The organism is Pseudoalteromonas sp. AWM4_233 (assembly GCF_056158285.1).
This window is the reverse complement of the sequence record NZ_JBSWSZ010000113.1, coordinates 1005474-1030527: the sequence shown is the minus strand read 5'-3', so window position 1 is coordinate 1030527 and position 25054 is coordinate 1005474. Positions and strand designations below refer to the sequence as shown.

At 38.3% G+C, this 25054-nt stretch carries 30 protein-coding genes and 1 pseudogene; 30 read left to right on the top strand and 1 reads right to left on the bottom strand.

Translation table 11 applies throughout. The features are described 5' to 3' along the window. Nucleotides 1-76: 76 nt before the first annotated feature. The gene (locus ACXAC4_RS26140; protein WP_475167687.1) at nucleotides 77-2851 is read left to right on the top strand and encodes an Ig-like domain-containing protein; all 2775 of its coding nucleotides are present in this window, start codon (nucleotides 77-79) and stop codon (nucleotides 2849-2851) included. A 228-nt stretch (nucleotides 2852-3079) separates the two neighbouring features. Here ACXAC4_RS26140 and ACXAC4_RS26135 read toward each other — a convergent pair. After that, a pseudogene (locus ACXAC4_RS26135) lies at nucleotides 3080-4053 on the bottom strand (integron integrase). A gap of 241 nt (nucleotides 4054-4294) precedes the next feature. On the opposite strand from ACXAC4_RS26135, the gene ACXAC4_RS26130 reads away from it, so the two are divergent. From ACXAC4_RS26130 to ACXAC4_RS25990, 29 genes are all read left to right on the top strand, one after another. Next, nucleotides 4295-4582 carry a hypothetical protein gene (locus ACXAC4_RS26130; protein WP_475167686.1) on the top strand — a complete coding sequence of 96 codons (288 nt, stop codon included), beginning with the start codon at nucleotides 4295-4297 and terminating at the stop codon, nucleotides 4580-4582. Nucleotides 4583-4706: 124 nt separating this feature from the next. After that, the gene (locus ACXAC4_RS26125) at nucleotides 4707-5009 is read left to right on the top strand and encodes a hypothetical protein (RefSeq protein ID WP_130256693.1); all 303 of its coding nucleotides are present in this window, start codon (nucleotides 4707-4709) and stop codon (nucleotides 5007-5009) included. Nucleotides 5010-5473: 464 nt separating this feature from the next. Continuing rightward, the gene (locus ACXAC4_RS26120; RefSeq protein WP_475167682.1) at nucleotides 5474-5767 is read left to right on the top strand and encodes a hypothetical protein; all 294 of its coding nucleotides are present in this window, start codon (nucleotides 5474-5476) and stop codon (nucleotides 5765-5767) included. Between the two features lie 446 nt (nucleotides 5768-6213). Beyond that, nucleotides 6214-6492: a hypothetical protein gene (locus tag ACXAC4_RS26115; RefSeq protein ID WP_475167680.1), complete on the top strand. Its 279-nt coding sequence runs from the start codon at nucleotides 6214-6216 to the stop codon at nucleotides 6490-6492. A 124-nt stretch (nucleotides 6493-6616) separates the two neighbouring features. Beyond that, nucleotides 6617-7060 (top strand): T6SS immunity protein Tdi1 domain-containing protein, encoded by a 444-nt coding sequence (locus ACXAC4_RS26110; RefSeq protein WP_475160472.1) that lies wholly within the window; start codon nucleotides 6617-6619, stop codon nucleotides 7058-7060. A 110-nt stretch (nucleotides 7061-7170) separates the two neighbouring features. Next, a complete protein-coding gene (locus ACXAC4_RS26105; RefSeq protein ID WP_475167675.1) occupies nucleotides 7171-7455 on the top strand; it encodes a hypothetical protein in 285 nt (94 codons plus the stop codon). Between the two features lie 114 nt (nucleotides 7456-7569). After that, on the top strand, nucleotides 7570-7929 hold the full coding sequence (locus ACXAC4_RS26100) for a hypothetical protein (RefSeq protein ID WP_475167673.1): 360 nt from the start codon (nucleotides 7570-7572) through the stop codon (nucleotides 7927-7929). A gap of 108 nt (nucleotides 7930-8037) precedes the next feature. Continuing rightward, a complete protein-coding gene (locus ACXAC4_RS26095; RefSeq protein WP_475167672.1) occupies nucleotides 8038-8370 on the top strand; it encodes a hypothetical protein in 333 nt (110 codons plus the stop codon). A 124-nt stretch (nucleotides 8371-8494) separates the two neighbouring features. Beyond that, nucleotides 8495-8932: a DUF4265 domain-containing protein gene (locus ACXAC4_RS26090; protein WP_475160864.1), complete on the top strand. Its 438-nt coding sequence runs from the start codon at nucleotides 8495-8497 to the stop codon at nucleotides 8930-8932. A 473-nt stretch (nucleotides 8933-9405) separates the two neighbouring features. Further along, the gene (locus tag ACXAC4_RS26085) at nucleotides 9406-9723 is read left to right on the top strand and encodes a hypothetical protein (RefSeq protein WP_058030473.1); all 318 of its coding nucleotides are present in this window, start codon (nucleotides 9406-9408) and stop codon (nucleotides 9721-9723) included. Between the two features lie 799 nt (nucleotides 9724-10522). Then, nucleotides 10523-10774, top strand: a complete 252-nt coding sequence (locus tag ACXAC4_RS26080; protein WP_475167669.1) for a hypothetical protein — start codon at nucleotides 10523-10525, stop codon at nucleotides 10772-10774. Nucleotides 10775-10907: 133 nt separating this feature from the next. Beyond that, on the top strand, nucleotides 10908-11243 hold the full coding sequence (locus tag ACXAC4_RS26075) for a hypothetical protein (RefSeq protein ID WP_475167755.1): 336 nt from the start codon (nucleotides 10908-10910) through the stop codon (nucleotides 11241-11243). A gap of 138 nt (nucleotides 11244-11381) precedes the next feature. Continuing rightward, complete coding sequence (locus ACXAC4_RS26070) at nucleotides 11382-11642, top strand: hypothetical protein (protein WP_475167667.1); 261 nt, start codon at nucleotides 11382-11384, stop codon at nucleotides 11640-11642. A 109-nt stretch (nucleotides 11643-11751) separates the two neighbouring features. Further along, on the top strand, nucleotides 11752-12309 hold the full coding sequence (locus tag ACXAC4_RS26065; protein ID WP_475167629.1) for a GNAT family N-acetyltransferase: 558 nt from the start codon (nucleotides 11752-11754) through the stop codon (nucleotides 12307-12309). 123 nt (nucleotides 12310-12432) lie between these two features. Continuing rightward, a complete protein-coding gene (locus ACXAC4_RS26060) occupies nucleotides 12433-12945 on the top strand; it encodes a hypothetical protein (protein WP_475167656.1) in 513 nt (170 codons plus the stop codon). 121 nt (nucleotides 12946-13066) lie between these two features. Then, the gene (locus tag ACXAC4_RS26055) at nucleotides 13067-13444 is read left to right on the top strand and encodes a hypothetical protein (protein WP_475167641.1); all 378 of its coding nucleotides are present in this window, start codon (nucleotides 13067-13069) and stop codon (nucleotides 13442-13444) included. A gap of 806 nt (nucleotides 13445-14250) precedes the next feature. Further along, nucleotides 14251-14583, top strand: a complete 333-nt coding sequence (locus ACXAC4_RS26050; RefSeq protein ID WP_475167664.1) for a hypothetical protein — start codon at nucleotides 14251-14253, stop codon at nucleotides 14581-14583. Between the two features lie 105 nt (nucleotides 14584-14688). Next, entirely contained in the window at nucleotides 14689-15006 is a 318-nt protein-coding gene (locus tag ACXAC4_RS26045; RefSeq protein ID WP_475167631.1) for a hypothetical protein, read from the top strand. 121 nt (nucleotides 15007-15127) lie between these two features. Beyond that, entirely contained in the window at nucleotides 15128-15400 is a 273-nt protein-coding gene (locus tag ACXAC4_RS26040; RefSeq protein WP_475167662.1) for a hypothetical protein, read from the top strand. Between the two features lie 805 nt (nucleotides 15401-16205). Next, complete coding sequence (locus ACXAC4_RS26035) at nucleotides 16206-16694, top strand: hypothetical protein (protein ID WP_475167661.1); 489 nt, start codon at nucleotides 16206-16208, stop codon at nucleotides 16692-16694. 481 nt (nucleotides 16695-17175) lie between these two features. Further along, nucleotides 17176-17412 carry a DUF7660 family protein gene (locus ACXAC4_RS26030; protein ID WP_475167659.1) on the top strand — a complete coding sequence of 79 codons (237 nt, stop codon included), beginning with the start codon at nucleotides 17176-17178 and terminating at the stop codon, nucleotides 17410-17412. Nucleotides 17413-18269: 857 nt separating this feature from the next. Beyond that, nucleotides 18270-18554 carry a hypothetical protein gene (locus ACXAC4_RS26025; RefSeq protein ID WP_475167657.1) on the top strand — a complete coding sequence of 95 codons (285 nt, stop codon included), beginning with the start codon at nucleotides 18270-18272 and terminating at the stop codon, nucleotides 18552-18554. Between the two features lie 118 nt (nucleotides 18555-18672). Continuing rightward, a complete protein-coding gene (locus ACXAC4_RS26020; RefSeq protein WP_475167656.1) occupies nucleotides 18673-19185 on the top strand; it encodes a hypothetical protein in 513 nt (170 codons plus the stop codon). Between the two features lie 462 nt (nucleotides 19186-19647). After that, nucleotides 19648-19935: a hypothetical protein gene (locus ACXAC4_RS26015; protein WP_475167654.1), complete on the top strand. Its 288-nt coding sequence runs from the start codon at nucleotides 19648-19650 to the stop codon at nucleotides 19933-19935. Nucleotides 19936-20394: 459 nt separating this feature from the next. Next, nucleotides 20395-20766, top strand: a complete 372-nt coding sequence (locus ACXAC4_RS26010; RefSeq protein ID WP_475167652.1) for a hypothetical protein — start codon at nucleotides 20395-20397, stop codon at nucleotides 20764-20766. 110 nt (nucleotides 20767-20876) lie between these two features. Further along, nucleotides 20877-21254, top strand: coding sequence for a hypothetical protein (locus ACXAC4_RS26005; protein WP_475167651.1), 378 nt, complete (start codon nucleotides 20877-20879; stop codon nucleotides 21252-21254). Between the two features lie 569 nt (nucleotides 21255-21823). Then, a complete protein-coding gene (locus ACXAC4_RS26000) occupies nucleotides 21824-22654 on the top strand; it encodes a hypothetical protein (protein ID WP_475167648.1) in 831 nt (276 codons plus the stop codon). Next, nucleotides 22635-23057 (top strand): hypothetical protein, encoded by a 423-nt coding sequence (locus ACXAC4_RS25995; protein WP_475167646.1) that lies wholly within the window; start codon nucleotides 22635-22637, stop codon nucleotides 23055-23057. The genes ACXAC4_RS26000 and ACXAC4_RS25995 overlap by 20 nt, the downstream gene beginning before the upstream one ends. Before the next feature lie 102 nt (nucleotides 23058-23159). After that, complete coding sequence (locus ACXAC4_RS25990) at nucleotides 23160-24977, top strand: P-loop NTPase fold protein (protein WP_475167643.1); 1818 nt, start codon at nucleotides 23160-23162, stop codon at nucleotides 24975-24977. The last annotated feature ends 77 nt before the right edge of the window (nucleotides 24978-25054 follow it).

The following is a 25054-nucleotide window of genomic DNA, read 5'->3' as shown; positions in this document are numbered from 1 at the left end:
GTTCATTCTAGGTGCATGGACGCACCTAAATAACCTGATCTCAGGTTAAGTAATAAAGATATAAAAGAGAATAAAAATGTTAAAAATGAGTAAGGTGGCCTTTTTTGTGGCTGCGAGCATGGGGGCAAGTGCATTAACCAGTGTGACTGCAATGGCCAGTGAGCCGGTAAGTCTTCATAATAACAAACAGTTACAAAACAGCTTAAAGTCTCAGTTATCACAAAATGATAGCTTTTTTAGAGTAGCAAGCTCGTCGTCTCAAAGCGATTTTGAATTCAGAACACACACAAAATCTGCTGATGGTAAGCATTTGCGCCGCAGCCAATATTATAAAGGTGTGCGTGTTTATGGTGGTGAAATTGTCACTCACCATGAAGAGAAAAATGTGTTCAGTGCTTGGTTTCAAACTGAGGGCGAAATAAAGTCTATTAGTGGCTCGGTGATCACAAAGCCAAGCATAGATACAGTTATTCCGAGCATCGACGCTGATAAAGCAATCGCGTTTGCTAGAGAGCAAATTAAAGCACTTATTTCATCATCTGATGAGCAAGCTGAGCTGATTATATTCCCGCATAATGGTGAGCTTAAATTGGCTTACTTAGTCTCTATTTTGGCTGAAACACAAGGTGCACCAACGCGCCCAGAGTTTACCATTGATGCGCATTCAGGGGCAGTTTTAAATCGTATTGAAACCTTGCACCACACCAGAGTGGGCTCAGGTCCCGGCGGTAATGAAAAGATCGGCCTACATCATTATGGAACCGATAAACCCCATTTTCATGCCAAAGAGCTAGGCAATGGACAATGTGAAATGTCGCACACAGATATTCGTGTTATTGACATGGAGCACGGCACGACAAATACTGAAACGTTTCAGTTCCCTTGCTATGAAAACACCCATAAAAGCGTGAATGGTGCTTACTCACCGCTAAACGACGCAATGTATTATGGCCAAGCCACCATAGACCTATTCAAAGATTGGTTTGATAGCCGCGCCCTAACTGGTGATTTGGTGATGCGTATTCATTACCGTGAAGATTATTTGAATGCCTTTTGGAATGGTAAAGAAGTGACCTTTGGTGACGGCGACTTAGCCAATTATGGCGTTTACCCATTCACATCATTAGGGGTTGTTGCCCACGAAATCGGCCACGGCGTGACGCATCAAAACTCAAAGTTGGTCTACAGCAATATGTCGGGCGGTGTGAATGAAGCCTTTTCTGATATGACCTCAGAAGCGCTGGAATGTTACATGAACCAAAAGCCGGATGGCAGCTGTGAAGTTGACTGGTTAATTGGCGCAAGTATTTTCAAAAACCGCACTGCACTGCGTTATATGGCGAACCCTGAAAAAGATGGTCGTTCAATTGGTCATGCAGATAAATTCAAACCGGGCATGGGCGTTCATAGTAGTTCAGGTGTGTTTAATAAAGCTTTCTATTTATTAGCAAATACGCCTAACTGGGGTGTAAAAAAAGCCTATGAAGTGATGTACAACGCCAACAAAAACTTTTGGGTTTATAACGGCAACTTTGAATCACTTGCCTGTGGCGTAACCGCATCAGCAAAAGACTTAGGGTATGACACCAAAGCCATTGGTGAAGCCTTTAAGCAAGTGGGGGTTTTTGCTTGTACTGAAAATAAAGCGCCAACGATTACCCTGTCTAGCCCTAACGTAAACGCGCGCTTTACTGTGGGCACGGACGTGACCATTACTGCAAATGCACAAGACGATTACGGACGTGTCGAAAAGGTAGAGTTTTTTGTAAACGGTCAACTACATGCAACTGACACACAAGTGCCATTCGAAACCAAGTTTACTTCAAACAATACCGGACAGTTCGTGGTTGCTGCTCGTGCAACAGACAACGATGGCGCTAAAGCAGATGCGCAAACGGTTAGCTTTACTCTAATCGATCCGAGTCAATGTAATACCGCACCTTGGCAGGGCGGTCGCGTGTATACGTCGGGTCAAAAAGTCTCATTTGATGGCTTTGAATACGAAGCCAAGTGGTGGAACCGAGACCAAAACCCGGGTAGCAACTCAGGGTCATGGGGCGTATGGAAAAAAGGCCTAGAGTGTGGCGGCGTTACTGACAAGCCAAATCAAGCGCCGAGCGTGCAATTCATCAGCCCACTAAACAATACTGAGGTTGAACAAGGGCAAAGCGTTAACTTTAACCTCGATGCTCAAGACAGTGATGGCGATGTAAAGCTGGTTGAAGTGACCATTAACGGCCAGTTGCTAACTCGTCTAAATAGCGCACCTTATCAATTTAATTGGAAGGCAGACGAAGCTGGTAGCTACCGCTTTAGCGCCATTGTAAAAGACGACAAAGGTGCAACGACAACTGCCAAAGCAGTTACAGTGGTGGTAAATGAAAGCAAAGAGCCAACGCCAACGGCACCAGAAGTGACGCTGTTGTCACCAAGCCAAGGCCAAACGGTAAAACTTGGTGAGCGTTTATCACTCACTGTTAGCGCAAATGACAAAGATGGCGACCTTAAACAAGTTGCTTACTTTGTGAATGGCAAACAAGTGAGCGTGAGTACACAAGCGCCTTACGCGGCAAGCTTCACAGCCAACCAATTAGGTAATGTGCGCATTTACGCTGTGGCGACTGATGCAACGGGGTTAAGCACACAGTCAAAGGCAAACACCATTAAAGTGGTTGATAGCAGCAGTGATTGCGCAGTAGCCGAGTGGAATAATAACAAGGTGTATACCGCGGGTAATAAAGCGAGCTTAAACGGTGAGTTATATGAAGCTAAGTGGTGGACACGTGGTCAAAACCCAGCTCAATATTCAAGCCAATGGGCGGTTTGGAAAAAGTTAGGCGCGTGTAACTAAGTTTTAAAGCGAATACAAATAACCTTTTTCAACTGAGTTAATTTTGGCTCGTGTTGGGCAAGCGCAACGGACTGCGCTTTTTTCAATGTCAGTTGTACTGAATTAGCTTGTTCTATAGTTTCTTTGAATTTTCAATTAATGCTGCTAACACTAAAATAATTCTCTGAAAGCCTATAAAGAACTGTCATTTATATCAATTCATGAGTAAACCAATTAGCCACAGTTAGATTATTTCGGGATCGATAAATGTGACATCGGGCTCACCACGCCTTGACCGCCTTGTTGAATAACATGGGTATAAATTTGCGTTGTTCTTACATCACTATGGCCTAATTGTGCTTGAACTGTTCGTATATCAGCACCACTTTGCAATAGATGAGTCGCAAAAGAGTGACGCAGAGTATGTGGTGTGACTGCTTTGGTGATACCTGCTAGTTGTGCGGCTTTTTTACTGCTCTTTGCACTTGCTTTTCATCAACATGATGACGCCTAAATTGCTTTGTTTCGGGATCAAGGCTGAGTTTTGATGATGGAAATAAATACTGCCAATTAAGCTTTTTATTTTGTCCTCTATATTTGTCACGTAATCGATGCGGCATCCATACCCCATCGAATAATGGGTTCTTTAAATCGAGCATTAAATGACTTTGCACTTGTTGGATTTGTGCAGTTAAGAGAGGTACTAACTCCTTTGCTAATGTGACAACCCGATTTTTGCCTCCTTTACCATCCCAGATACGGATACAATGATAATCGAAGTCGATATCTTGCACTCGTAAACGCATAGCCTCCATAAGCCTTAATCCACTGCCATAAAGCAAAGCACAAGATAAATAATGACGCGTATTACACATTTTAAACAGTGTAGCGACTTCCTCTTTTGTAAGAACGACAGGCAATTTTCGAGCTCTTTGGCTTTTATTAAAGTTTAAATCTAAAGAAAGCGGGGTACTTAAGATATCTTTATATAAGTAGGCTAGCGCATTTAAAGCCTGAGATTGCGTACCTTGCGCAACATTTTGTTGATTTGCAAGGTGACTTAAAAATAGCTCAACTTCCATATTTCCCATCACACATGGGTGACGCATATCATGAAAACGAATATAAGCTGCAATCCATCGTAAATAAGACTCGATGGTTCTTTTTGCATAACGGCGAAGATACATATGCTCTTGCACCATGGTAAGAAAAGGCGATTTCATAAGTATAAAACAGTTTAAAAAAGACACTGTTTATATAGACAGTGGTTTGCAATTTGTCCAATAACATTATTACGCCGCGTTTTGTCCAATTTTCACAACTGAGCAAAATTGGACATCCTAAACTCATGTTTACAATGAACTTTTCTTGTGTGAATATTGGGACACGTAATATAGCCCGTTTTGTCGGTATTTATTCAGGCATTTTGGGAGAGAATAAACTGTTATGTAACTTTGAAGAAAAATGAAACAAGTTAGCCAGACCAAAGAATTAAGAGAGCTAGTGACAGATGCTCGTTGGGCTATTCGAGCATTTTTAATTATTAATATGTTCGTATTAATTGTGTTTCTTGTAGACGGCATTATGAATCAATTAGTATTCATCGCTATATTTCTTCAGGTGTTCTTATTTACTATTTGGTTGTTGCCAGTTTTTCTTTATCAAGTATTCGTTAAAAAATTGCGGTTTAAATATGCTTTTTATGCAGCTCTAGGCTCATATAAACAAGCAGTGTCACACTTACATTGGTAACGTTACATAACAAACGCATTAAGGCAACGGGACACATAATAGTTGGCTTGTACCTCGTTCCTCGCTAAAGTTTAGCCAGCTATAATTTAGCCCCTTATGCGGGGCGTTATGTTTCAAGTTGAGCATGGATAGAATCGAAACAATAGTTAAGTCACTTCGAAAAGATCACTCTGATTTAGAATCTACTGAATTCGAATTAGTGTTTTCCTTTCCTAGCGAGAAAATGGCTAAAGAATACTTTAGAAAAATCTATCATTGGGAACATCATGATACGATGATTAAGTATCAACTTGACGGTATATACTTCTCAGGTTTTAAAATTAAAACAGACTTAAATGCTAAACATCTTAAGCACTTAACAGAGTGCTATGTTGATTTAGCATCTGAAACCGAGGGTAATCTTTACCGCTGGAAACTGTGGGTTTGAAACATAACAAGTTAATTAAACAGTGGACGCAAAACAGCAGGCTTGCGCTCATTCTTCGCTTAGTTTAGCCTGCTATTTTCCGCCGTTTATTAAGGCGTTATGCGTCATTCTAAATCGCTGTCTTTAATGCAGTTTTTATTTCAAGTCTTTTCTTCAAATCAGCTTTTAGGTACAGTGGCGTAATCAAGTTTTAAGTTGGTCTTGGCTTTTCGTTTTTCAATTTAAGCTGTGACCAGAAAGGTCATTCACCAGTCGAATGCTTCTTTGCAATTTTGGGTTCGGTGGGTGTTTTTAAATTTAAACTTTGGCTTATTAGTGCAGGCGCAAGCGCTTCTAAATTTGTGTGTCAACGCATAACAAGGTCGTCAACGCGGACAAAAAACTGTTGGCTGCTACGCTTCGCTTCACATTTTAGCCAACAATTTTTTGCCGGTTACAACGGCGTTATGTTTCAGGAGGCATTTGTGAAAAGGAGCTTTAGAAGTCAGCTCGATTTTATTTCTATTGTAACCATTTCCGCAATTTTGGGGTTTGGTGCAGGCTTATTTGGTGCAGCACTAGTTTTTCTAACTGCGATACAGTCAGGCCAACTTGAACAAGGGGTACTTGGTTTACTCATTGCTCCCTTAGGATCTGCAGTTGGCACGGCATTTTCAGCCATACTTGGCTTTCCTTTTTACTATTGGTATTCAAATAAGATTCAAGGTCAAAAAATATCAGGTAAATTTGCAGAAATAACCGAGAACAAAGAAACATAACAAATTAATTAAACAATGGACGCAAAACAGCAGGCTTGCGCTCATTCTTCGCTTAGTTTAGTCTGCTATTTTCCGCCGTTTATTAAGGCGTTATGCGTCACTTTAAATCGCTGTCTTTAAAACGGTTTTTACTCCAAGTCTTTTCTTCAAATTAGCTTTTAGGTACAGTGGCGTAATTAAGTTTTAAGCTGGTCTTGGCTTTTCATTTTTCAATTTAAGCTGTGACCAGAAATGTCATTCACCAGTCGAACGCTTCTTTGCAATTTTTGGTTTGGTGAGTGTTTTTAAATGTAAAGTTTGGCTTATTGGTGCAGGCGCAAGCGCTTTAAAAGCGGTGTGTCAACGCATAACAAGCAATTAAACAGGGATAAAAAACTTGCGGGCTATTCGCTTCGCTCAATTTTAGCCCACAATTTTTTACCCGTTAATCGGGCGTTAGGTTACTAATGAGTACAGATATAGAACCGATGTATATTGATTGCGGTAAGCATGGAAAGCGAGTGGCTGCCGTACTATGTGGTCACCTGGTCAAACCTGAGGGAGAGCCTGTCGGTTTCATTGAAAACTCAAGCGTTCCGAATGATCTTCAAGCTTGGTGTTATCAATGTGAGGCTGTCTTTGAGCAAGAGGACGGCATGACAGAAAAATTCAGAGAATTTAATCAAATGTCAGTTGTATGTGTTAACTGTTACGAACAAGCAGCACAGTATCACAGTGTAGATTGAGGCTCGTAACCTAACAAGCTGTTTAAAATGGACGCCTTACTGCTTGGCTGGCGCTCATTCTTCGCTAATTTTAGCCAAGCGTAATCCGCCCATTAACAGGGCGTTAGCTTTCTAGGAAGTGCAGATGACATTAAATGACTTAACGGTAAATTTCTCGCACCTTGAACGAGACACTCTGTTATCTGAATGGGAGTGGTTATTGGGTGGAGAATATTTACCTATATTGCTTTCAGCTTCCGGTGATGCATTTGTTCAAAATGTAAATAATGGCCAAGTTTGGTGGCTTGATTCAGGAGGCGGTGAGTTCTCACAAGTAGCTGAGACACCTGAAGACTTCAATGAGTTGTTAGCTGATAAAGAGTTCGTTATAGAATACTTTGCAGTTCAAATGGTAGGTGATTTAATAGAGTCAGGTAAATCATTATCACACAACCAAATTTATAGCTTAACAAAACCTTGGCTGTTGGGTGGTGAGTATAAAATTGAAAATATTGAACCAACTGATATTGAGGTTCATTTTTCCCTAACAGGTCAAGTGGCACAACAAGTTGGTGTAAGCGAAAGCTAACAAGGCCGTTAAACAAAGGACACAAAACAGCAGGCTGTGCTCCTTCGTCGCAAATTTTAGCCTGCTATTTTGTGCCGTTTACGGCAAGCGTTATAGCTACTGGAGTCTGAATGGTTGTTGTAGATCAGAGAAGCTGGTCATGGACCTTGTTTCAAAATGAAAGTAGTATGTACCTGTCAGTTGTATGCGGTACTTTTGCTGTTTTTGAGGTTGATATAGAATTAACCAACACCGAAATAACCACTTTTAAAACATTTGGACGCACTTTCATAGATGAACTTGCAAATAGTGTATCTTTTAGCCCAGCTTCCTATTCACATAGAAAATCAAATTTCAGGAATGAGTTTGATTTATCGATAGCTATTTCGAAATGGCATGCTAGGGAGAAATTGTAGCTATAACAAGGTCGTAAACGCGGACAAATAACAGTTGGCTTTGTTCGTACCTCACAAATTTTAGCCAACTATTATTAGCCGGTTACAACGGCGTTATGTTTTACGAGGGCAATTGTGAAAAACTTAAAACTCGTCGTAACTTTCGTTTTGGGGCTGGTTATAGGTTTTTCTGGCGCTATATTCTTGTACGGTAAACACTATCAGGATGAGTTACTAGCAAATGAAATATCTCATCTGTATTTGCCAATTAATGAGCTTGTTGAGTTTGCGGGTTTACCTACCAGTGAGATCCACTGTATCAAACATAAGAGCGCTTTAAGTAAGTCCACGTATTTGAAAACACTATTAAGCTCGTTGGAAAAGCGTTACATATTTTCAAGCTCATTGGACATGGTTTCCACTCATGCAAAAGAGTCGTTAATTAAGTTTGAAGCGTTAAAAAATGAAATTGGCAGTGTTTGCAATAAAACATAACAAATTAATTAAACAATGGACGCAAAACAGCAGGCTTGCGCTCATTCTTCGCTTAGTTTAGCCTGCTATTTTGCGCCGTTTATTAAGGCGTTATAACCCTAGGTAGCTATGAAGTTAGACATTATCAATAGATACAAAACTGACTCTCTTATACTTCTCGAAGAAGAGTATGGTTACCGGCGTTGGTTTTGGTTTCCTAGTATGTCTTTAGCGGAATTAGAGCTTTGGTGGCGAAATCTAGAAACTGTAGAGCCATACTTTATGACACCTGAACCACTGCCGGGTGAACTGTATAAAGCAGAAAGTGAAGACGAATTTGACCTCTTTTATGAGCTAGAATCATCTTCAAATTATTATTGCGCGCACATTCATTGTGATGACGATAGTGTTTTAATGAGGCCAGATAAAACTAAGGTTTTTCACAAAGGCTATGAAGAATAGTCGGGTTATAACAAAGCAAATTAAAAGCGCGGACAAAAAACAGTTGGCTTTGTTCGTGCCTCACAAATTATAGCCAACTATTTTTAGCCGTTTATTTGCGGCGTTAGGTGAAAAGGTAACTTAGGTGTCACTTGAAAAAGTTTTATTTGCCTTAGAAATCGAAGACGAGTGGCCTCCAGTAGGAGCGGAAGGTGTTTGGTGTGAACGAGTTAATGGAAATTATAAGCTTGTTAACCCTCCTTTTTTTATTCCTAACTTAGCATATGGAGATGTATTCACTGCTGAGTTGGATAAAGTAAACGAACACGTTTTTGATTTTGAGGTCGTTAAAGAATCAGGGCACTCAGTCATATGGGTTATGAACAATCAGGGGATAGATACTTCAGAGTTCATTAAAATGCTCATAAAATTTGGCTGTAGTGTGGAGTCGTTACAGCAGTTTTCGTTGATGACTATTGATGTTCCACCTGACACAGAATTAGATGACTTAGACCACTTACTAGACCTATATGAGGAAAAGGGGTTGGACTATGCTTTCCCTGTTTGGAGGCTTGGAGAATGATTTCACCTAACAAACTATTAAATAAGGACAAATTTCACTGTGTCGCTTTTTGCTATCCTGCTTCGCACGCAAAAATCAACCCAGCAAAATTTGCCTATTAACAGGGCGTTATGCGTCACTTTAAATAGCTGTCTTTAAAACGGTTTTTACTTCAAGTCTTTTCTTCAAATTAGCTTTTAGGTACAGTGGTGCAATCAATTTTTAAGTAGGTCTTGGCTTTTCTTTTTTCAATTTAAGCTGTGACCAGAAAGGTCATTCAACAGTCAATCGCTTCTTTGCAATTTTTGGTTAGGTGAGTGTTTTAAGTTTTAAGTTTGGCTTATTAGTGCAGGCGCAAGCGCTTCTAAATTTGAGTGTCAACGCATAACAAAGTCGTCAACGCGGACAAAAAACTGTTGGCTGTTACGCTTCGCTTCACATTTTAGCCAACAATTTTTTGCCGGTTACAACGGCGTTATGTTTTCTGGTGATGTATGGCAATCCCGAAGAAAGGTTCACGTAAAATAGTTGTTGATACAGTCGAGTACAGATGGACAATTAGAAGCAAACCAACATATAGTCAAGGTGCTTTTGGTAACCATATGACAGCAGCAGTTGAGTTGGCTGAAAAGTCTGGAGCAGTTTTATCAATAACATTTCCTTGGGTACGTTGTGATAATTGGATTGGAAACCCAGAGTTACCAGTAACACCAAAAGATATTGAAAATTGCATCAGGTCTGCTCTTCAAGACGGTTGGCAGCCTGCAAAGAAAGGTAGCGCTTTTAAATTTGTTCATGAAATGAAAACATAACAAAGTCGTAAACGCGGACAAAAAACTGTTGGCTGTTACGCTTCGCTTCACATTTTAGCCAACAATTTTTTGCCGGTTACAACGGCGTTATGCGTCATTTTAAATCGCTGTCTTTAAAACGGTTTTTGCTTCAAGTCTTTTCTTCAAATCAGCTTTTAGGTACAGTGGCGTAATCAAGTATTGAGTTGGTCTTAGCTTTTCATTTTTCAATTTAAGCTGTGACCAGAAAGGTCATTCACCAGTCGAACGCTTCTCTGCAATTTTAGGTTTGGTGAGTGTTTTTAAATTTATAAGTTTGGCTTATTGGTGCAGGCGCAAGCGCTTTTAATTTTGTGTGTCAACGCATAACAAGGTCGTCAACGCGGACAAAAAACTGTTGGCTGCTACGCTTCGCTTCACATTTTAGCCAACAATTTTTTGCCGGTTACAACGGCGTTATGCGTCACTTTAAATAGCTGTCTTTAAAACGGTTTTTACTTCAAGTCTTTTCTTCAAATTAGCTTTTAGGTACAGTGGTGCAATCAATTTTTAAGTAGGTCTTGGCTTTTCTTTTTTCAATTTAAGCTGTGACCAGAAAGGTCATTCAACAGTCAATCGCTTCTTTGCAATTTTTGGTTAGGTGAGTGTTTTAAGTTTTAAGTTTGGCTTATTAGTGCAGGCGCAAGCGCTTCTAAATTTGAGTGTCAACGCATAACAAAGTCGTCAACGCGGACAAAAAACTGTTGGCTGTTACGCTTCGCTTCACATTTTAGCCAACAATTTTTTGCCGGTTACAACGGCGTTATAAGCCAAGGTAAGCATGAGTATATCGAGGGAACAATTAGCCAAAGTCAGAACTCCATTCAGAGTGCTATCAGGCTTTATCTTTGTACTGTCACTCTTGCTAGTCCCAATGATAATATTTATTGCTTTTACAGAGCCGTATGAACACTTTATATGGGTTATTACTGCGGTTATTTTTTTAATGGGATATATATCTGGTCATGTAACAATCACAGGGTATGCCCCCAAATTTTTACTGTTTACGCATGGTGCTAAAGATGGCTTATAACAAGTTGCTCAAGTTCGTTCGTAAACTCACTGGGACAATTAACAGTTGGCTTGGCGCTTCGCGCAAGTATAGCCAACAGTAAATTGCCCCTTAGCAAAGCGTTAGCTGTACAAGGAAAACCTGAGTAGTGGAAATGTTCGCAGAAATTATCAAGAATATGTATGAGATGTCACTGGCTGAGTTCGCTGTGATGATAGTGGACACTTTGACTTATCTAGTGGCTCTTTTTATAGTGCTTGTTGCATTTGGTAAGCTTGATAAAGTTACTAAAAGTAAGCATGCCAAAGGAGTGAAAGTCTCAATTTTGGCTACAATTCTCTCTTCATTTGTAGCTCGTTCAATTGTAGAAAGTTCTGAAGAACACGGATTAATTGAGGTGTTTGTATTTCTTATACCCTCGATTTTTACGTTATTAGCTGCAGTTTGTTTTTATCGGTTTACTAAAGAAATTCTAGTAAAGTACAGCTAACAAAGCCGTTAAACCAAGGACACAAAACAGCAGGCTTGTGCTCCTTCGTCGCTAATTTTAGCCTGCTATTTTGTGCCGTTTACGGCAAGCGTTATGTGCTCAAAGTTTATGCACCGTCACAATAAAGGAAGGATATCTATGAAAAAAGTTTTAACTTTAGCTGTAATTATAGGCTTTGGGTTTCTTGTTAATTCGAAGTTTGTTGAGGCTGCATATGCAGTTGGTTTTGTAAAATTTTATAAAGAAACCACTTTGGAGAATTCTTCAAAACAAACTGTAAACTGCAATACTTGGGCATTCGGAGTTGTTAACGAACCAAGTTTGTTAGAAAAGTATGAAAGCTGTATCAAAGACTATCAAAAGGATGGTTACGCAATTATTAAGCAGTCAGGCACATAACAAAGTCGTAAACTCGGACAAATAACAGTTGGCTTTGTTCGTGCCTCACAAATTTTAGCCAACTATTATTTGCCGGTTACAACGGCGTTATATTTCAAGGAAGATTTAGATGCAATTTCCAGAATTAGAAACATCGCGATTAATTCTTAATCAACTGACGGAAGGTGACGGGATTGATTTATTGGAAATTTTTTCCGATGAAAACGTAGTCAAGTATTACGATATTGATGTTTACGAATCACAAGAGCAATCATTGAAGTTGATCGAATTTTTTAATAATCGCTTTACTGAAAATGCAGGCATTCGCTGGGCAATTCGAATTAAAGACTCAGGTAAGTTAATTGGTACCTGTGGTTTCAACTCATGGAACCCAAAAATGAAAAATGCTGGTATTGGATACGAGCTATCATCCAATTATTGGGGGTGTGGCTATGCATCAGAAGCAATACACAAGATATTAGACTTCGCTTTTTCAAATGAAGCTCCATTTCCTGAACTGTACAGGGTTCAAGGTGATACTATGCTTGGAAATGTTGCGTCAGAATCGGTCTTAAAAAAATTAGGCTTTAGAGAGGAAGGGATTCGGCGTGCAAGCGGCTACTGGAAAGGCGACTTTCATGATTTGAAGTGCTTTGGATTAATCAAACCTGAATTCATTGAAATATAACAAGCTGTTTAATGAGCGGACAAAATTACGCTGGCTTGGTTTCGCTCCGCTTCACATTATAGCCAGCATAATTTTGCCCATTAACAGGGCGTTAGCTTTCTCTCAGGGTTTCGAGAACACTTAATGAGCAATTATATTTTTATTTTTTCTTTGATACTTACAAGTTCTGCATTTTCCGCAACAGCAAAAGAGCCTGCTGATGCAATTTTAAAAGATTTAGCAATCCAAATTTGTGAAAAATCGGGGAATGATTGCGAGATAATGAAAAGGCGCTGCCCTAAGATGGTACCCATGCCAAATACATGTATTGTAAGAGAGTATTTTGATATGGAAGTTGCAAAAGAGCGATGCGGCAAAGATTCATATTTAGAGTGCTACAAAGATAATATTCGCTTTGGTGGAAAGGCTCTTCGTGAATTTACAATCCCTAACCAAGGAAAACCGATTTTGAAAAAGGCATTCGAAGAATGCGGTGCGGTGGGATACTATGAAGTAAAGTCAAACGATTTAAAGAACATTGAGTGGGCAATTATTGGTGTTATGAATAGTGTGATAGAAGAATCTGATTTGTATCCACCAACTTATCAAGATAGCAAAAAGTTCTTCGAGTGTTTAAGTGGTGTTAAAGAGCACTAGAAAGCTAACAAGGCCGTTAAACCGTGGACACAAAACAGCAGGCTTGTGCTCCTTCGTCGCTAATTTTAGCCTGCTATTTTGTGCCGTTTACGGCAAGCGTTATGTTGCAAGGAAAGCCTGATTGAAAATTCTAGTATTACTGACTCTATTTTTATTTTCGTTTAGTTCATTTGCTTGTTTTTCTCCACCAGAAGGCTTGCGTGAACAGCATGAAATGCAAGCCACGATCTACTTTTTCTCTGCAATTACTTTCTTAATTGGCTCATTATTCTTGCGTGCCCTATCAAATAAAAGTAGGCTTTGGATACCCTTATTATTTATTTCATTATTCACTTATATACCTGCATTTCTTTGGCATGTAGGCACGCATTCTGGTTCTTGTGGTATGCCAGAATTAGTTTTTGCATTTCAGGTGTTTGCTGGAGGCATGTTTTTAATATTTACCTATGAGGCTATAAAATTTTATAAATCTAAAAAATCAGGTAAATTAGCAACATAACAAGCGCATCAATGAATGGACGTCTAAAGCTTGGCTGGCGCTCGTTCCTCGCTATTTTAGCCAAGCTTAATCCGCCCATTATGCGGGCGTTATGCGTCACTTTAAATCGCTGTCTTTAATGCAGTTTTTACTTCAAGCCTTTTCTTCAAATCAGCTTTTAGGTACAGTGGCGTAATTGAGTTTTAAGTTGGTCTTGGCTTTTCGTTTTTCAATTTAAGCTGTGACCAGAAGGGTCATTCACCAGTCGAACGCTTCTTTGCAATTTTGGGGTTGGTGAGTGTTTTTAAATTTAAAGTTTGGCTTAATGGTACAGGCGCAAGCGCTTCAAAACCGGTGTGTCAACGCATAACAAGCAATTAAACAGGGATAAAAAACTTGCGGGCTTTTCGCTTCGCTCAATTTTAGCCCACTATTTTTTACCCGTTAATCGGGCGTTATGCGTCACTTTAAATTGCTGTCTTTAAAACGGTTTTTACTTCAAGTCTTTCCTTCAAATCAGCTTTTAGGTACAGTGGCGTAATCAAATTTTAAGTTGGTCTTGGCTTTTCGTTTTTCAATTTAAGCTGTGACCAGAAAGGTCATTCACCAGTAGAGTGCTTCTTTGCAATTTTTGGTTCGGTGAGTGTTTTTATAAATAAAAGTTTAGCTCGTTGGTGCAGGCGCAAGCGCTTTTAAAGTGGTGTGTCAACGCATAACAAGCAATTAAACAGGGATAAAAAACTTGCGGGCTATTCGCTTCGCTCAATTTTAGCCCACAATTTTTTACCCGTTAATCGGGCGTTATGTGCTCAGGGGAGTTACCTAGCTTGAACGAAAATTATAAGTATGCAGCCCATATAATTTCTTGGGTAGATAAGCTTGGTGTACCTGAAATACCTTTGGCAAAAAGTGCATTTTCACAACTTAAAGGTTATTGGATTGATAATGAAAATATTAACCTTGAGAAGTTAAAAGAGGATTTGTGGTCTTGGGTTGATAGTAATGATGGTTACAACATATCTGTCCCAGAAGTAGCAAAGATGAGAATTATTTTGTGCTTAGCTTATGAAGATAATCGCGAGTTAGAAGATGTTGGCTATTTTGAAGATTTATTAGTAAGTCTTGGCATTTCACATGAAGATTCATACAAGCGCACATAACAAAGTTTTAAACGCGGACAAATAACAGTTGGCTTTGTTCGTGCCTCACAAATTTTAGCCAACTATTATTAGCTGGTTACAACGGCGTTATGTACCTAGGGTGATATGAAAACACTGATTTCAATTTTACTTTGTTCTTTGTTGGCTGCATGCGGTTTCCAATCTATCAAATTGGTGGGTTATGGTAAAAAACTCGATGTTCCTGTCTATGAGGCCTGCTTCTATGAGAAATTTGAAGAGTATCGGTCATTAACTAGTTATTTGCTCTCCGTAGAAGTAGAAAAAGCTGAAGGGCAAATTACTTACTATGAATTAACAATTGATGGAACAAATACAGAAGACCCAGATGAGGTGTTTACACCTAAGTCTTTTAAGGAATCAAAAGAATTTATGGAAAATATAGTTAATGAATGTTCTGCTTAAAGCGGTACATAACAATGCAAATTAAAACGCGGACAAAAAACAGTTGGCTTTGTTCGTACCTCACAAATTCTAGCCAACTATTTTTAGCCGTTTATTTGCGGCGTTATGTGTAAAGGGTAGTATGGAGTTTAATGATAATTACGGGGTATATGTTTGCTCTCATGTCTTTAAGAAAGAGTCTCCCGTATTAGTAGGTATTCGAGACCCCGAAGGTGACTGGCAGTTTTTCTGTGATGATGAGAATTGCCCTGAGAACTCAGAACCACATCTTATCGGTGTTGGTCATTTGACCCTAAAAGATCCAACTATTAACGAACTAACCAGCTTAAAACCCGGTTGTTTCGCACAAAAGATTCATGCCAATGCAGATTGGGAATATGGAGAGTTGGAGTAATTTACACATAACAAATTAATTAAACAATGGACGTAAAACAGCAGGCTTGCGCTCATTCTTCGCTTAGTTTAGCCTGCTATTTTCCGCCGTTTATTAAGGCGTTATGCGTCAATTTAAATTGCTGTCTTTAAAACGGTTTTTACTTCAAGTCTTTCCTTCAAATCAGCTTTTAGGTACAGTGGCGTAATCAAATTTTAAGTTGGTCTTGGCTCTTAGTTTTTCAATTTAAGCTGTGACCAGAAAGGTCATTCACCAGTCGAACGCTTCTTTGCAATTGTGGGTTTGGTGGGTGTTTTTTAATTTTAAGTTTGGCTTATTAGTGCAGGCGCAAGCGCTTTGAATTTTGAGTGTCAACGCATAACAAGGTCGTCAACGCGGACAAAAAACTGTTGGCTGTTACGCTTCGCTTCACATTTTAGCCAACAATTTTTTGCCGGTTACAACGGCGTTATGCGTCACTTTAAATCGCTGTCTTTAAAACGGTTTTTACCTCAAGTCTTTTCTTCAAATCATCTTTTAGGTACAGTGGCGTAATTAAGCTTTAAGCTGGTCTTGGCTTTTCGTTTTTCAATTTAAGCTGTGACCAGAACCATCATTCACCAGCCGAACGCTTCTTTGCAATTTTTGGTTTGGTGAGTGTTTTTTTTAAATAAAAGTTTAGCTAGCTGGTGCAGGCGCAAGCGCTTTTAAATTTGAGTGTCAACGCATAACAAGGTCGTCAACGCGGACAAAAAACTGTTGGCTGTTACGCTTCGCTTCACATTTTAGCCAACAATTTTTTGCCGGTTACAACGGCGTTAGGTTTATGAAGAAGCCGCTTTTATATTTAAGTTTCTCTATAATAATTTGCTTTGTAATACTGAAAACAGTCCCATACTGGCCTGAAAGCAAATTGCAGCATTTAGTTTATGTGTTTTTGAATTCAAAAAGTTTTGTAAAAGCTATAAGGGCAACCGAGCAAGAAGGTTATGTTTCAATACAGTGGGTACAAACCTCTGCAGAAACCGAAGTTTCACTAGCTTGGGTTGCTGCAGGTGCCAAATATAAAGAAGTCTCCAACCCAGATTTAAGCAGAATTGTAGTTCCATATAAAGAAAATGGCTTTAATTCACTTTGGCTTCAAAAAGAGGGTGAGGCTTGGATATTACGAAAAGCTTTTTCCTTTAAAAGTGAGTACGGAATTGGTGAAGGTGCTTACGCTTTAGGTAAGAATATTAACCCCAAAGATGTGTGTTTACCAAAAGTACAATGTTTAGAGCACTTGTTTGATAATTGGTATGTTATAAAAAATTAGTATGCAAAAATAAACCTAACAAATTAATTAAACAGTGGACGTAAAACAGCAGGCTTGCGCTCATTCTTCGCTTAGTTTAGCCTGCTATTTTCCGCCGTTTATTAAGGCGTTATGCGTCATTTCAATTAACTGAATCTAAATCGGTTTTTTCCTCAAGTCTTTTCTTCAAATCAGCTTTTAGGTACAGTTGCGTAATCAAATTTTAAGTTGGTCTTGGCTTTTCGTTTTTCAATTTAAGCTGTGACCAGAAATGTCATTCACCAGTCGAACGCTTCTTTGCAATTTTGAGCTTGGTGAGTTTTTTTATAAATAAAAGTTTAGCTCGCTGGTGCAGGCGCAAGCGCTTTAAAAGCGGTGTGTAAACGCATAACAAGGCGCTAAACTAGGACAAAATTAAATAAGCTCGTCGCTTCGCTCGATTTTAGCTTATTCAATTTTGCCTGTTAGCTAAGCGTTACGTGTTCATCTAAGTTGTGCGTCTATGAATAAATCTAGTGTAAATAGTAAGAACGAACTTTTATCATTGATAAAGTCTTTGTCTTCGGAAAACCCTGATAGTTGGGAAAACAAAACTGCTAGTGATTTTGTTGAAGCCCTTGGAGCTTGGCTCAATGATGCTGATGGGTATTATAAAAACTTCAATCTAGCAGTTGACGCTGATAAGCCAAGTTGGCAGCTATTTGCAGATGCAATTCAAGCAGCAAGACACTATGAGTAATTGAACACATAACAAACGCTTTAACCAAAGGACGCAAAACAGCAGGCTTGCGCTCCTTCGTCGCTAATTTTAGCCTGCTATTTTGCGCCGGTTAAGCGAGGCGTTATGCGTCACTTTAAATCGCTGTCTTTAATGCAATTTTTACTTCAAGTCTTTTCTTCAAATCAGCTTTTAGGTACAGTGGCGTAATTAAGTTTTAAGCTGGTCTTAGCTTTTCGTTTTTCAATTTTAGTTGTGACCAGAAATGTCATTCACCAGTCGAACGCTTCTTTGCAATTTTGAGCTTGGTGAGTGTTTTTATAAATAAAAGTTTAGCTCGCTGGTGCAGGCGCAAGCGCTTTAAAAACGGTGTGTAAACGCATAACAAGGCGCTAAACTAGGACAAAATTAAATAAGCTCGTCGCTTCGCTCGATTTTAGCTTATTCAATTTTGCCTGTTAGCTAAGCGTTATGCGTCACTTTAAATCGCTGTCTTTAGTTCAGTTTTTGCTTCAAGTCTTTTCTTCAAATTAGCTTTTAGGTACAGTGGCGCAATTAAGTTTTAAGTTGGTCTTGGCTTTTCGTTTTTCAATTTAAGCTGTGACCAGAAAGGTCATTCACCAGTCCAACGCTTCTTTGCAATTTTGAGTTTGGTGAGTGTTTTTTTAAATAAAAGTTTAGCTAGCTGGTGCAGGCGCAAGCGCTTTGAAAGTGGTGTGTCAACGCATAACAAGCAATTAAACAGGGATAAAAAACTTGCGGGCTATTCGCTTCGCTCAATTTTAGCCCACAATTTTTTACCCGTTAATCGGGCGTTATGTTTTTCTCAGTATTTGCATTTTAATCGGGTGATTTAGGCCAATTATTATTTGGAATTTATGGATATTGCAGAGTTTAATTATATTGAATCAGTTCTTTGGTTTATTATTGCCATAGGCTTATTGGTGCACTCTCTTAAACTTGGAAAATCCGACGCTTCTTTTAAAATTTGTTTAATCTCATCTGGAGCTTTTGTTGCATTTGGGGTATCTGACATCATAGAGGCACAAACAGGTGCTTGGTGGCGTCCGTTTAGCCTATTAGTGTTAAAAGCTATTTGTGTTGTAACTTTTGTACTTTGCTTCTTCAAATATAAAAAATTGCAAGGTGCCAAAAAAACATAACAAGCTAATAAATAAGGACAAAAAACAGTTGGCTGTTTTCGTCCCTCAACATTTTAGCCAACAATTTTTTGCCCATTATTAGGGCGTTAGCTTTCTCTCAGGGTTTCGAGAACACTTAATGAGCAATTATATTTTTATTTTTTCTTTGATACTTACAAGTTCTGCATTTTCCGCAACAGCAAAAGAGCCTGCTGATGCAATTTTAAAAGATTTAGCAATCCAAATTTGTGAAAAATCGGGGAATGATTGCGAGATAATGAAAAGGCGCTGCCCTAAGATGGTACCCATGCCAAATACATGTATTGTAAGAGAGTATTTTGATATGGAAGTTGCAAAAGAGCGATGCGGCAAAGATTCATATTTAGAGTGCTACAAAGATAATATTCGCTTTGGTGGAAAGGCTCTTCGTGAATTTACAATCCCTAACCAAGGAAAACCGATTTTGAAAAAGGCATTCGAAGAATGCGGTGCGGTGGGATACTATGAAGTAAAGTCAAACGATTTAAAGAACATTGAGTGGGCAATTATTGGTGTTATGAATAGTGTGATAGAAGAATCTGATTTGTATCCACCAACTTATCAAGATAGCAAAAAGTTCTTCGAGTGTTTAAGTGGTGTTAAAGAGCACTAGAAAGCTAACAAGGCCGTTAAACCGTGGACACAAAACAGCAGGCTTGTGCTCCTTCGTCGCTAATTTTAGCCTGCTATTTTGTGCCGTTTACGGCAAGCGTTATGCGTCACTTTAAATCGTTGTCTTTAATGCAGTTTTTACTTCAAGTCTTTTCTTTAAATCAGCTTTTAGTTACAGTGGCGTAATTAAGTTTTAAGCTGGTCTTAGCTTTTAGTTTTTCAATTTTAGCTGTGACCAGAAAGGTCATTCACCAGTCGAACGCTTCTTTGCAATTTTTGGTTTGGAGAGTGTTTTTATAAATTAAAGTTTAGCTCGCTGGTGCAGGCGCAAGCGCTTTGAAAGCGGTGTGTCAACGCATAACAAGCAATTAAACAGGGATAAAAAACTTGCGGGCTATTCGCTTCGCTCAATTTTAGCCCACAATTTTTTACCCGTTAATCGGGCGTTATCTTTAAAGAGAGTATGGACGCAGAAATAAAGAAAAGAGTTGATGTCATAGTTGGGCTTAGCAGGCTTGCTGGGGGCATTCTTATTATAATAGGGTGTCTACTAGTATTCTTCTTTGCACAAACTGCACTCGATCCGAATGCTGTAATTGAAGTCAACGGAATCCCGACTAAAGACAAAAGTACAAAAATATCGGCTTTGTTGTTTACCTGTTTATTTCCAATAATTGGCCTGTTTTTAGCATTTGCACCTAGCAAATTAATGGACAAATTGGCCGCAAACATAATTACCCGTTTGAGTTAATTTAAACATAACAAATTAATTAAACAGTGGACGCAAAACAGCAGGCTTGCGCTCATTCTTCGCTTAGTTTAGCCTGCTATTTTTCGCCGTTTATTAAGGCGTTATGCGTCACTTTAAATCGCTGTCTTTAGTACAGTTTTTGTCTCAAGTCTTTTCTTCAAATCAGCTTTTAGGTACAGTGGTGCAATCAATTTTTAAGTAGGTCTTGGCTTTTCTTTTTTCAATTTAAGCTGTGACCAGAAAGGTCATTCACCAGTCGAACGCTTCTTTGCTATTTTGGGTTTGGTGAGTGTTTTTAATTTTAAGCTTGGCTTAATAGTGCAGGCGCAAGCGCTTCTAAATTTGAGTGTCAACGCATAACAAGGTCGTCAACGCGGACAAAAAACTGTTGGCTGTTACGCTTCGCTACACATTTTAGCCAACAATTTTTTGCCGGTTACAACGGCGTTAGGTGCTTTTTTGACTCCTAGAGAAATTCGTAACACCAAGATATTACTCACATTCTTAATAGTACCGTCAATAATAGGTTGGGGGGCTTTATGTGTTCTAGGCTTATTAGTTTTTGGTCATGCTTTCTTTAGAGACTTTATTTCTTTGGGGTTCAGTTTGCTGGCGGTAATTGGATTGGTTAGTTTAACCATCAGCGCAATTTCAATTTTTAAATATCCTCATGTTTCTAAATTAACAGTTTTAACATTCATCTTAGGCTTAATAGCTTTAATAATTGGCGGATTTATCGGCTTTTTGAGCTCGACTTATATTTTATCTCTAGCTTCGCTTATTTGGGCGGGTGGTATTCTAATTGCCCAGTTCTACAAGCAACGCACCTAACAAGTTGTTAAACAAGGACAAAATATAGTTGGCTTTTGCTCCTTGGTCGCATATTCTAGCCAACTATATTTAGCCTGTTAACAAAGGCGTTATGCATTAAGAGTAATATTTTGAAAAAGTGGAAGTTTCTATTTGCTTTTGTAGCCTTCATTACATTTCTTGAGTTGGTTGGTTTACCTTTCAAAGAAAGCTTAAAATATTCAGATTTTTTGTCTGTTATTGTCTCAGCATCAATACTAATACCAATATATGGTTACGCATACGGCGTGGCTATCGGAACTAAAACAATAGCTATATTAATATTTGTTTTAAATGTACTGATTTTTGGTGGTATAAGTGTGTTTTGGTTAGTCCTTTATACGTTTAACCAATTTAGTTTAATAAAATTATTGTTTTCACTAGGGGCTTTTGTTTTTTTACTATTTGTTGCATATCCGATTTATATGTATGCGTTTCGTTCGGATGCACTTTGGTCAGAAAATGCATAACAAGTGCCTAAACCAAAGGACGCAAAACAGCAGGCTTGCGCTCCTTCGTCGCTAATTTTAGCCTGCTATTTTGCGCCGGTTAGGCAAGCGTTATATGCCTATGAAACTATTTAACCGTATCTTAGTCGTTTTATTTGCGCTCGTTTCGGTGATACAAGCATACGGGGTGAGTGAAGCGGTCTTTCGTATAGTAAAAGACTGGCGTAAATTTTATGGTAACGATTACATAGGTGGGATAACCTTAGGTACGACCATGGTATCTTTTACCTATTTAGCATCTTTATTTGTTATTGTTTTGTCTTTTCTCGTTTTGAGAAAAACTAGTGATAAATTCACTTTGGTTTTATCAAGGTCATCGATTGGGATATTAAGTACTGGAATTATTGTTTTGAGTTTATTGTTAATTTCTCCATTCACTGAGCTATATCCGAGATAAGGCATATAACAAGCCAATCAAGTCGGACGCATAACAGTTGGCTGCGTTCACTTCGTTCACAATTATAGCCAACTATTATCCGCCGCTTATTGGGGCGTTATGCAATCATAAAAATCCATAAGAAGGAGTAGCTTTGAAAGTTTTATTCTGGAATGCAGGTAAAGAAAAAGTAGACGATCTTCTTGTGCCTTTAGCTGTGTCAGGAAGTTTTGATCTTTTGATATTGGCGGAGTATGAAGCTTCGAAAAATGACTTTCTCAATCAAGTCAATCTAGAAGAAAACATCTTTGAAGAAATCCCGCAAATTGGATGCAACAGAATTAGAATATACATTAGGGTGGGAGTTGCACGTCATGAGCACGGGCCAGAATCTAGTTACTTTACTTCAAAAAAATTAACTCTTTCAGACCACTTTTCAATGTTGTTGGTGGCAGTACATCTCCCGAGTAAGCTTCACCAGTCGGAACAGACTCAGCTTTTAGAAGCGACAGAATTTAAAAGGGAAATAGAGGAAGCAGAAAGGGTTCTTGATACTGATAATACATTTGTTGTTGGGGACTTCAATATGAATCCTTTTGAGGCTGGCATGGTCGGTGCTTCTGCGTTTCATTCCATCCCCTGCGAGAAAACTGCTAGCTCTTTGAGTAGAGTTGTTAAAGAACGCGAGCATAAGTTCTTTTATAACCCTATGTGGAATCTTTTCGGAGATTCTGACAATAATCCAGGTAGTTACTTTCACCGCTCATCTGAGCAGACTGTGTTCTTCTGGAATATATTGGATCAGGTTATTCTGAGGCCAAATTTATCTCCTTTTTTTGTAAAAAGCAGCTTGCAAGTATTACAGGAGCTCAGCGGGTCCTCACTGATTGGAGAATCTGGAAGACCAAATTTAAGTGACCACTTACCAATTTTTTTCGAATTTAATTTACGCGAGGTTTTAGAAAATGAAGAATTTGTGGCCTGAAGAATTTAAACCTAATGAGGTCAATTCACCAAAGAAAATATTGGATGAACAGTCAAAGCTTTTACCTAAACTCACAGGAGATATGGTCTTCGCAAAAGTTATAGAAATGAGTGAATATGATGCTGCAGTGTTAAATCATAAAGATGATTTTAGTTATCAGTTTTATTTGCTAGGAAAATTCTTAAAAAACTATAAATTTAAAGTATTTGACTTTTCACACTCAATTACGATGTACCCTGTAGATGTTTCTGTTGATGACGAAATTGCTGAAGAGCTCGGGATAGAAGAAGATGCCCGCCTAGAAAACGAGGAGGACTTTATCAAGCTGATTGGTATTGTCTTTGGTAGCGAAAGACTAAAAACAGTCATAGGTTCTATTATTCAAATCTCTGGTGACAAATAAAATGCATAACAAGCGCGTGAAATGCGACGCTCGTTCCTCACGTGCCTTACGCGGGCGTTATGCACACATCGATGATAGAGCTCAATTACCCGAGTTAGAGTTATGGAAATAAACAAACACATTGTTGATAATCTTCATTATTATTTAAGCTTATCCTCTCCTGAGTATGCGTTTCTTCTTTGTGGCGAATGGGGCGTTGGGAAAACTCATTTTATTGATGAGTACATCGAAAATCTAAATGAAGAGAAATTCAAATTAATAAAAATCAGCTTGTTTGGTTTGAAAAATATTTCTGACATTAATGGCTGTATATTTCAGAAGCTACATCCCGTATTAGGTTCGAAGTACGCAAGATTGGCAGGCAATGTCATTAAGGGCGCGCTTAGTATGGGGGTGAAGCTTGATATCAACTCAGATGGCGCTTCTGAAACCACTCTAAATACCAAGCTGGAAAAGCTTAATATCTCTGAATTCTTCTCTGATAAAAAAAGTAAAGAAATTGTACTTATTTTCGATGACTTAGAAAGAAGCGAAATATCAACTGTGGAGGTATTAGGTTTTATAAATGAGTTGGTGGAAAACTCAAAGTTAAAAGTTGTATTAATTGCAAATGAGAAAGTTTTAATTGAAGGCAGTAATGGAGACGTATATAGAGACTTCAAAGAAAAAGTAATTGGTAAAACATTCGAAATCAAAAATGACTTTAGCAGTATTTTGTGTGATTTCTTAAAAGGATACAGCGTAAGTGAATATAAAGACGTAATTCAAAGTGTTTATGATCAGTCAAAGTTAAAAAATCTCAGGAAATTTAAACAATCGATAGATGACTTTGAGTATTTAATAAGAAATATTGATGATAAATATAAGAAAAATGACCAATTTTATAAGGACTTAGTAAGGTGTTTTTTTGCCCTTAGTATTGAGATTAAAAAAGGAAGTTTATCCGAAGAAGAACTAAGAAAAAACATGCCTTTTAGGAAAAGCACTGACATTAAAAAATCAAGTGATGATATCTACGCCAAATATTTTAATGATCAGGCGCACGTCTATGATGGTGATATCTGGGCAAACATACTATTCAAAGGTGATCTAGATAAAATCAATGAAGAAACTTCTAAATTGGCATTGTTTGTTGAAAAGACGGAAGTAGAAAAACCTGATTGGGTAAAGCTTTGGAACTTTAGAGAGCTAGAAGATGACGAGTTCTCAAGTCTTCTTGAAAGGGTTGAAGGTGAGTTGAAATCTCTTACTGAAGATGATCTAAGGATTTATCTCCATAAGGTAGCCCTCGTAATCTACTTTAGTAAAAACAACCTTAGCAATATTAGTATTGACGAGGTTAAAGAAATAGTTAGAAAGTACATTGATAAATACCAACATAGCCATTTCTGGAAAACCAAGTTGGTTACCGGAAATAGTTTTAGTAATGGCACTGGCTATGGATATTTCAATGATCAAGATCAGGATTTCTTAGATTTAAAGTCGCTTATTATTGGTGAAAATGAAAGGTCATTTAACGAAGAGATTCTGAAGAAAAAAGAAGCTGAATCTGCCGAAATTGTTACCAGTATAAAATTAGAACAGGTTGATAGATTTACAGATTTACTTTTGCATGTATATGAGTACAAACCAATACTACATAATATAGAACCAGGACTATTTGTTGATGCTTTAATACAAGCTAAAAACGCCACTATTGTGAAAGTTAATGATGTGATTTGTGAAAGATATTCAAAAAATCACTATCTAAACAATCAAATGAAGTATTCGTATCTAACAGAGGAACTCGAGTTTTGGAATGGAGTAAGAGGTGAACTATGTCAGACGTTGTCGAGTAAAGGTGGGCTTAAAATACATATTTTGGAGCTGTTTTTAAAGTATACAGTTTCAAAAACTATTAATTTACTTTCTTCTAAATAGTTAAACCATGCATAACAAGTTGCTGCACACGGAAAAATTACTCGCTGCGCTCCTAATTTTCCGGTGAGCAAGGCGTT

Excerpts from the sequence above, each read along its gene's own strand:
- ACXAC4_RS26140 (WP_475167687.1), top strand. The coding sequence starts at position 77 with ATGTTAAAAATGAGTAAGGTGGCCTTTTTTGTGGCTGCGAGCATGGGG.
- ACXAC4_RS26130 (WP_475167686.1), top strand. The coding sequence starts at position 4,295 with ATGAAACAAGTTAGCCAGACCAAAGAATTAAGAGAGCTAGTGACAGAT.
- ACXAC4_RS26125 (WP_130256693.1), top strand. The coding sequence starts at position 4,707 with ATGGATAGAATCGAAACAATAGTTAAGTCACTTCGAAAAGATCACTCT.
- ACXAC4_RS26115 (WP_475167680.1), top strand. The coding sequence starts at position 6,214 with ATGAGTACAGATATAGAACCGATGTATATTGATTGCGGTAAGCATGGA.
- ACXAC4_RS26110 (WP_475160472.1), top strand. The coding sequence starts at position 6,617 with ATGACATTAAATGACTTAACGGTAAATTTCTCGCACCTTGAACGAGAC.
- ACXAC4_RS26105 (WP_475167675.1), top strand. The coding sequence starts at position 7,171 with ATGGTTGTTGTAGATCAGAGAAGCTGGTCATGGACCTTGTTTCAAAAT.
- ACXAC4_RS26095 (WP_475167672.1), top strand. The coding sequence starts at position 8,038 with ATGAAGTTAGACATTATCAATAGATACAAAACTGACTCTCTTATACTT.
- ACXAC4_RS26085 (WP_058030473.1), top strand. The coding sequence starts at position 9,406 with ATGGCAATCCCGAAGAAAGGTTCACGTAAAATAGTTGTTGATACAGTC.
- ACXAC4_RS26080 (WP_475167669.1), top strand. The coding sequence starts at position 10,523 with ATGAGTATATCGAGGGAACAATTAGCCAAAGTCAGAACTCCATTCAGA.
- ACXAC4_RS26075 (WP_475167755.1), top strand. The coding sequence starts at position 10,908 with ATGTTCGCAGAAATTATCAAGAATATGTATGAGATGTCACTGGCTGAG.
- ACXAC4_RS26070 (WP_475167667.1), top strand. The coding sequence starts at position 11,382 with ATGAAAAAAGTTTTAACTTTAGCTGTAATTATAGGCTTTGGGTTTCTT.
- ACXAC4_RS26065 (WP_475167629.1), top strand. The coding sequence starts at position 11,752 with ATGCAATTTCCAGAATTAGAAACATCGCGATTAATTCTTAATCAACTG.
- ACXAC4_RS26060 (WP_475167656.1), top strand. The coding sequence starts at position 12,433 with ATGAGCAATTATATTTTTATTTTTTCTTTGATACTTACAAGTTCTGCA.
- ACXAC4_RS26045 (WP_475167631.1), top strand. The coding sequence starts at position 14,689 with ATGAAAACACTGATTTCAATTTTACTTTGTTCTTTGTTGGCTGCATGC.
- ACXAC4_RS26040 (WP_475167662.1), top strand. The coding sequence starts at position 15,128 with ATGGAGTTTAATGATAATTACGGGGTATATGTTTGCTCTCATGTCTTT.
- ACXAC4_RS26035 (WP_475167661.1), top strand. The coding sequence starts at position 16,206 with ATGAAGAAGCCGCTTTTATATTTAAGTTTCTCTATAATAATTTGCTTT.
- ACXAC4_RS26030 (WP_475167659.1), top strand. The coding sequence starts at position 17,176 with ATGAATAAATCTAGTGTAAATAGTAAGAACGAACTTTTATCATTGATA.
- ACXAC4_RS26025 (WP_475167657.1), top strand. The coding sequence starts at position 18,270 with ATGGATATTGCAGAGTTTAATTATATTGAATCAGTTCTTTGGTTTATT.
- ACXAC4_RS26020 (WP_475167656.1), top strand. The coding sequence starts at position 18,673 with ATGAGCAATTATATTTTTATTTTTTCTTTGATACTTACAAGTTCTGCA.
- ACXAC4_RS26015 (WP_475167654.1), top strand. The coding sequence starts at position 19,648 with ATGGACGCAGAAATAAAGAAAAGAGTTGATGTCATAGTTGGGCTTAGC.
- ACXAC4_RS25995 (WP_475167646.1), top strand. The coding sequence starts at position 22,635 with ATGAAGAATTTGTGGCCTGAAGAATTTAAACCTAATGAGGTCAATTCA.
- ACXAC4_RS25990 (WP_475167643.1), top strand. The coding sequence starts at position 23,160 with ATGGAAATAAACAAACACATTGTTGATAATCTTCATTATTATTTAAGC.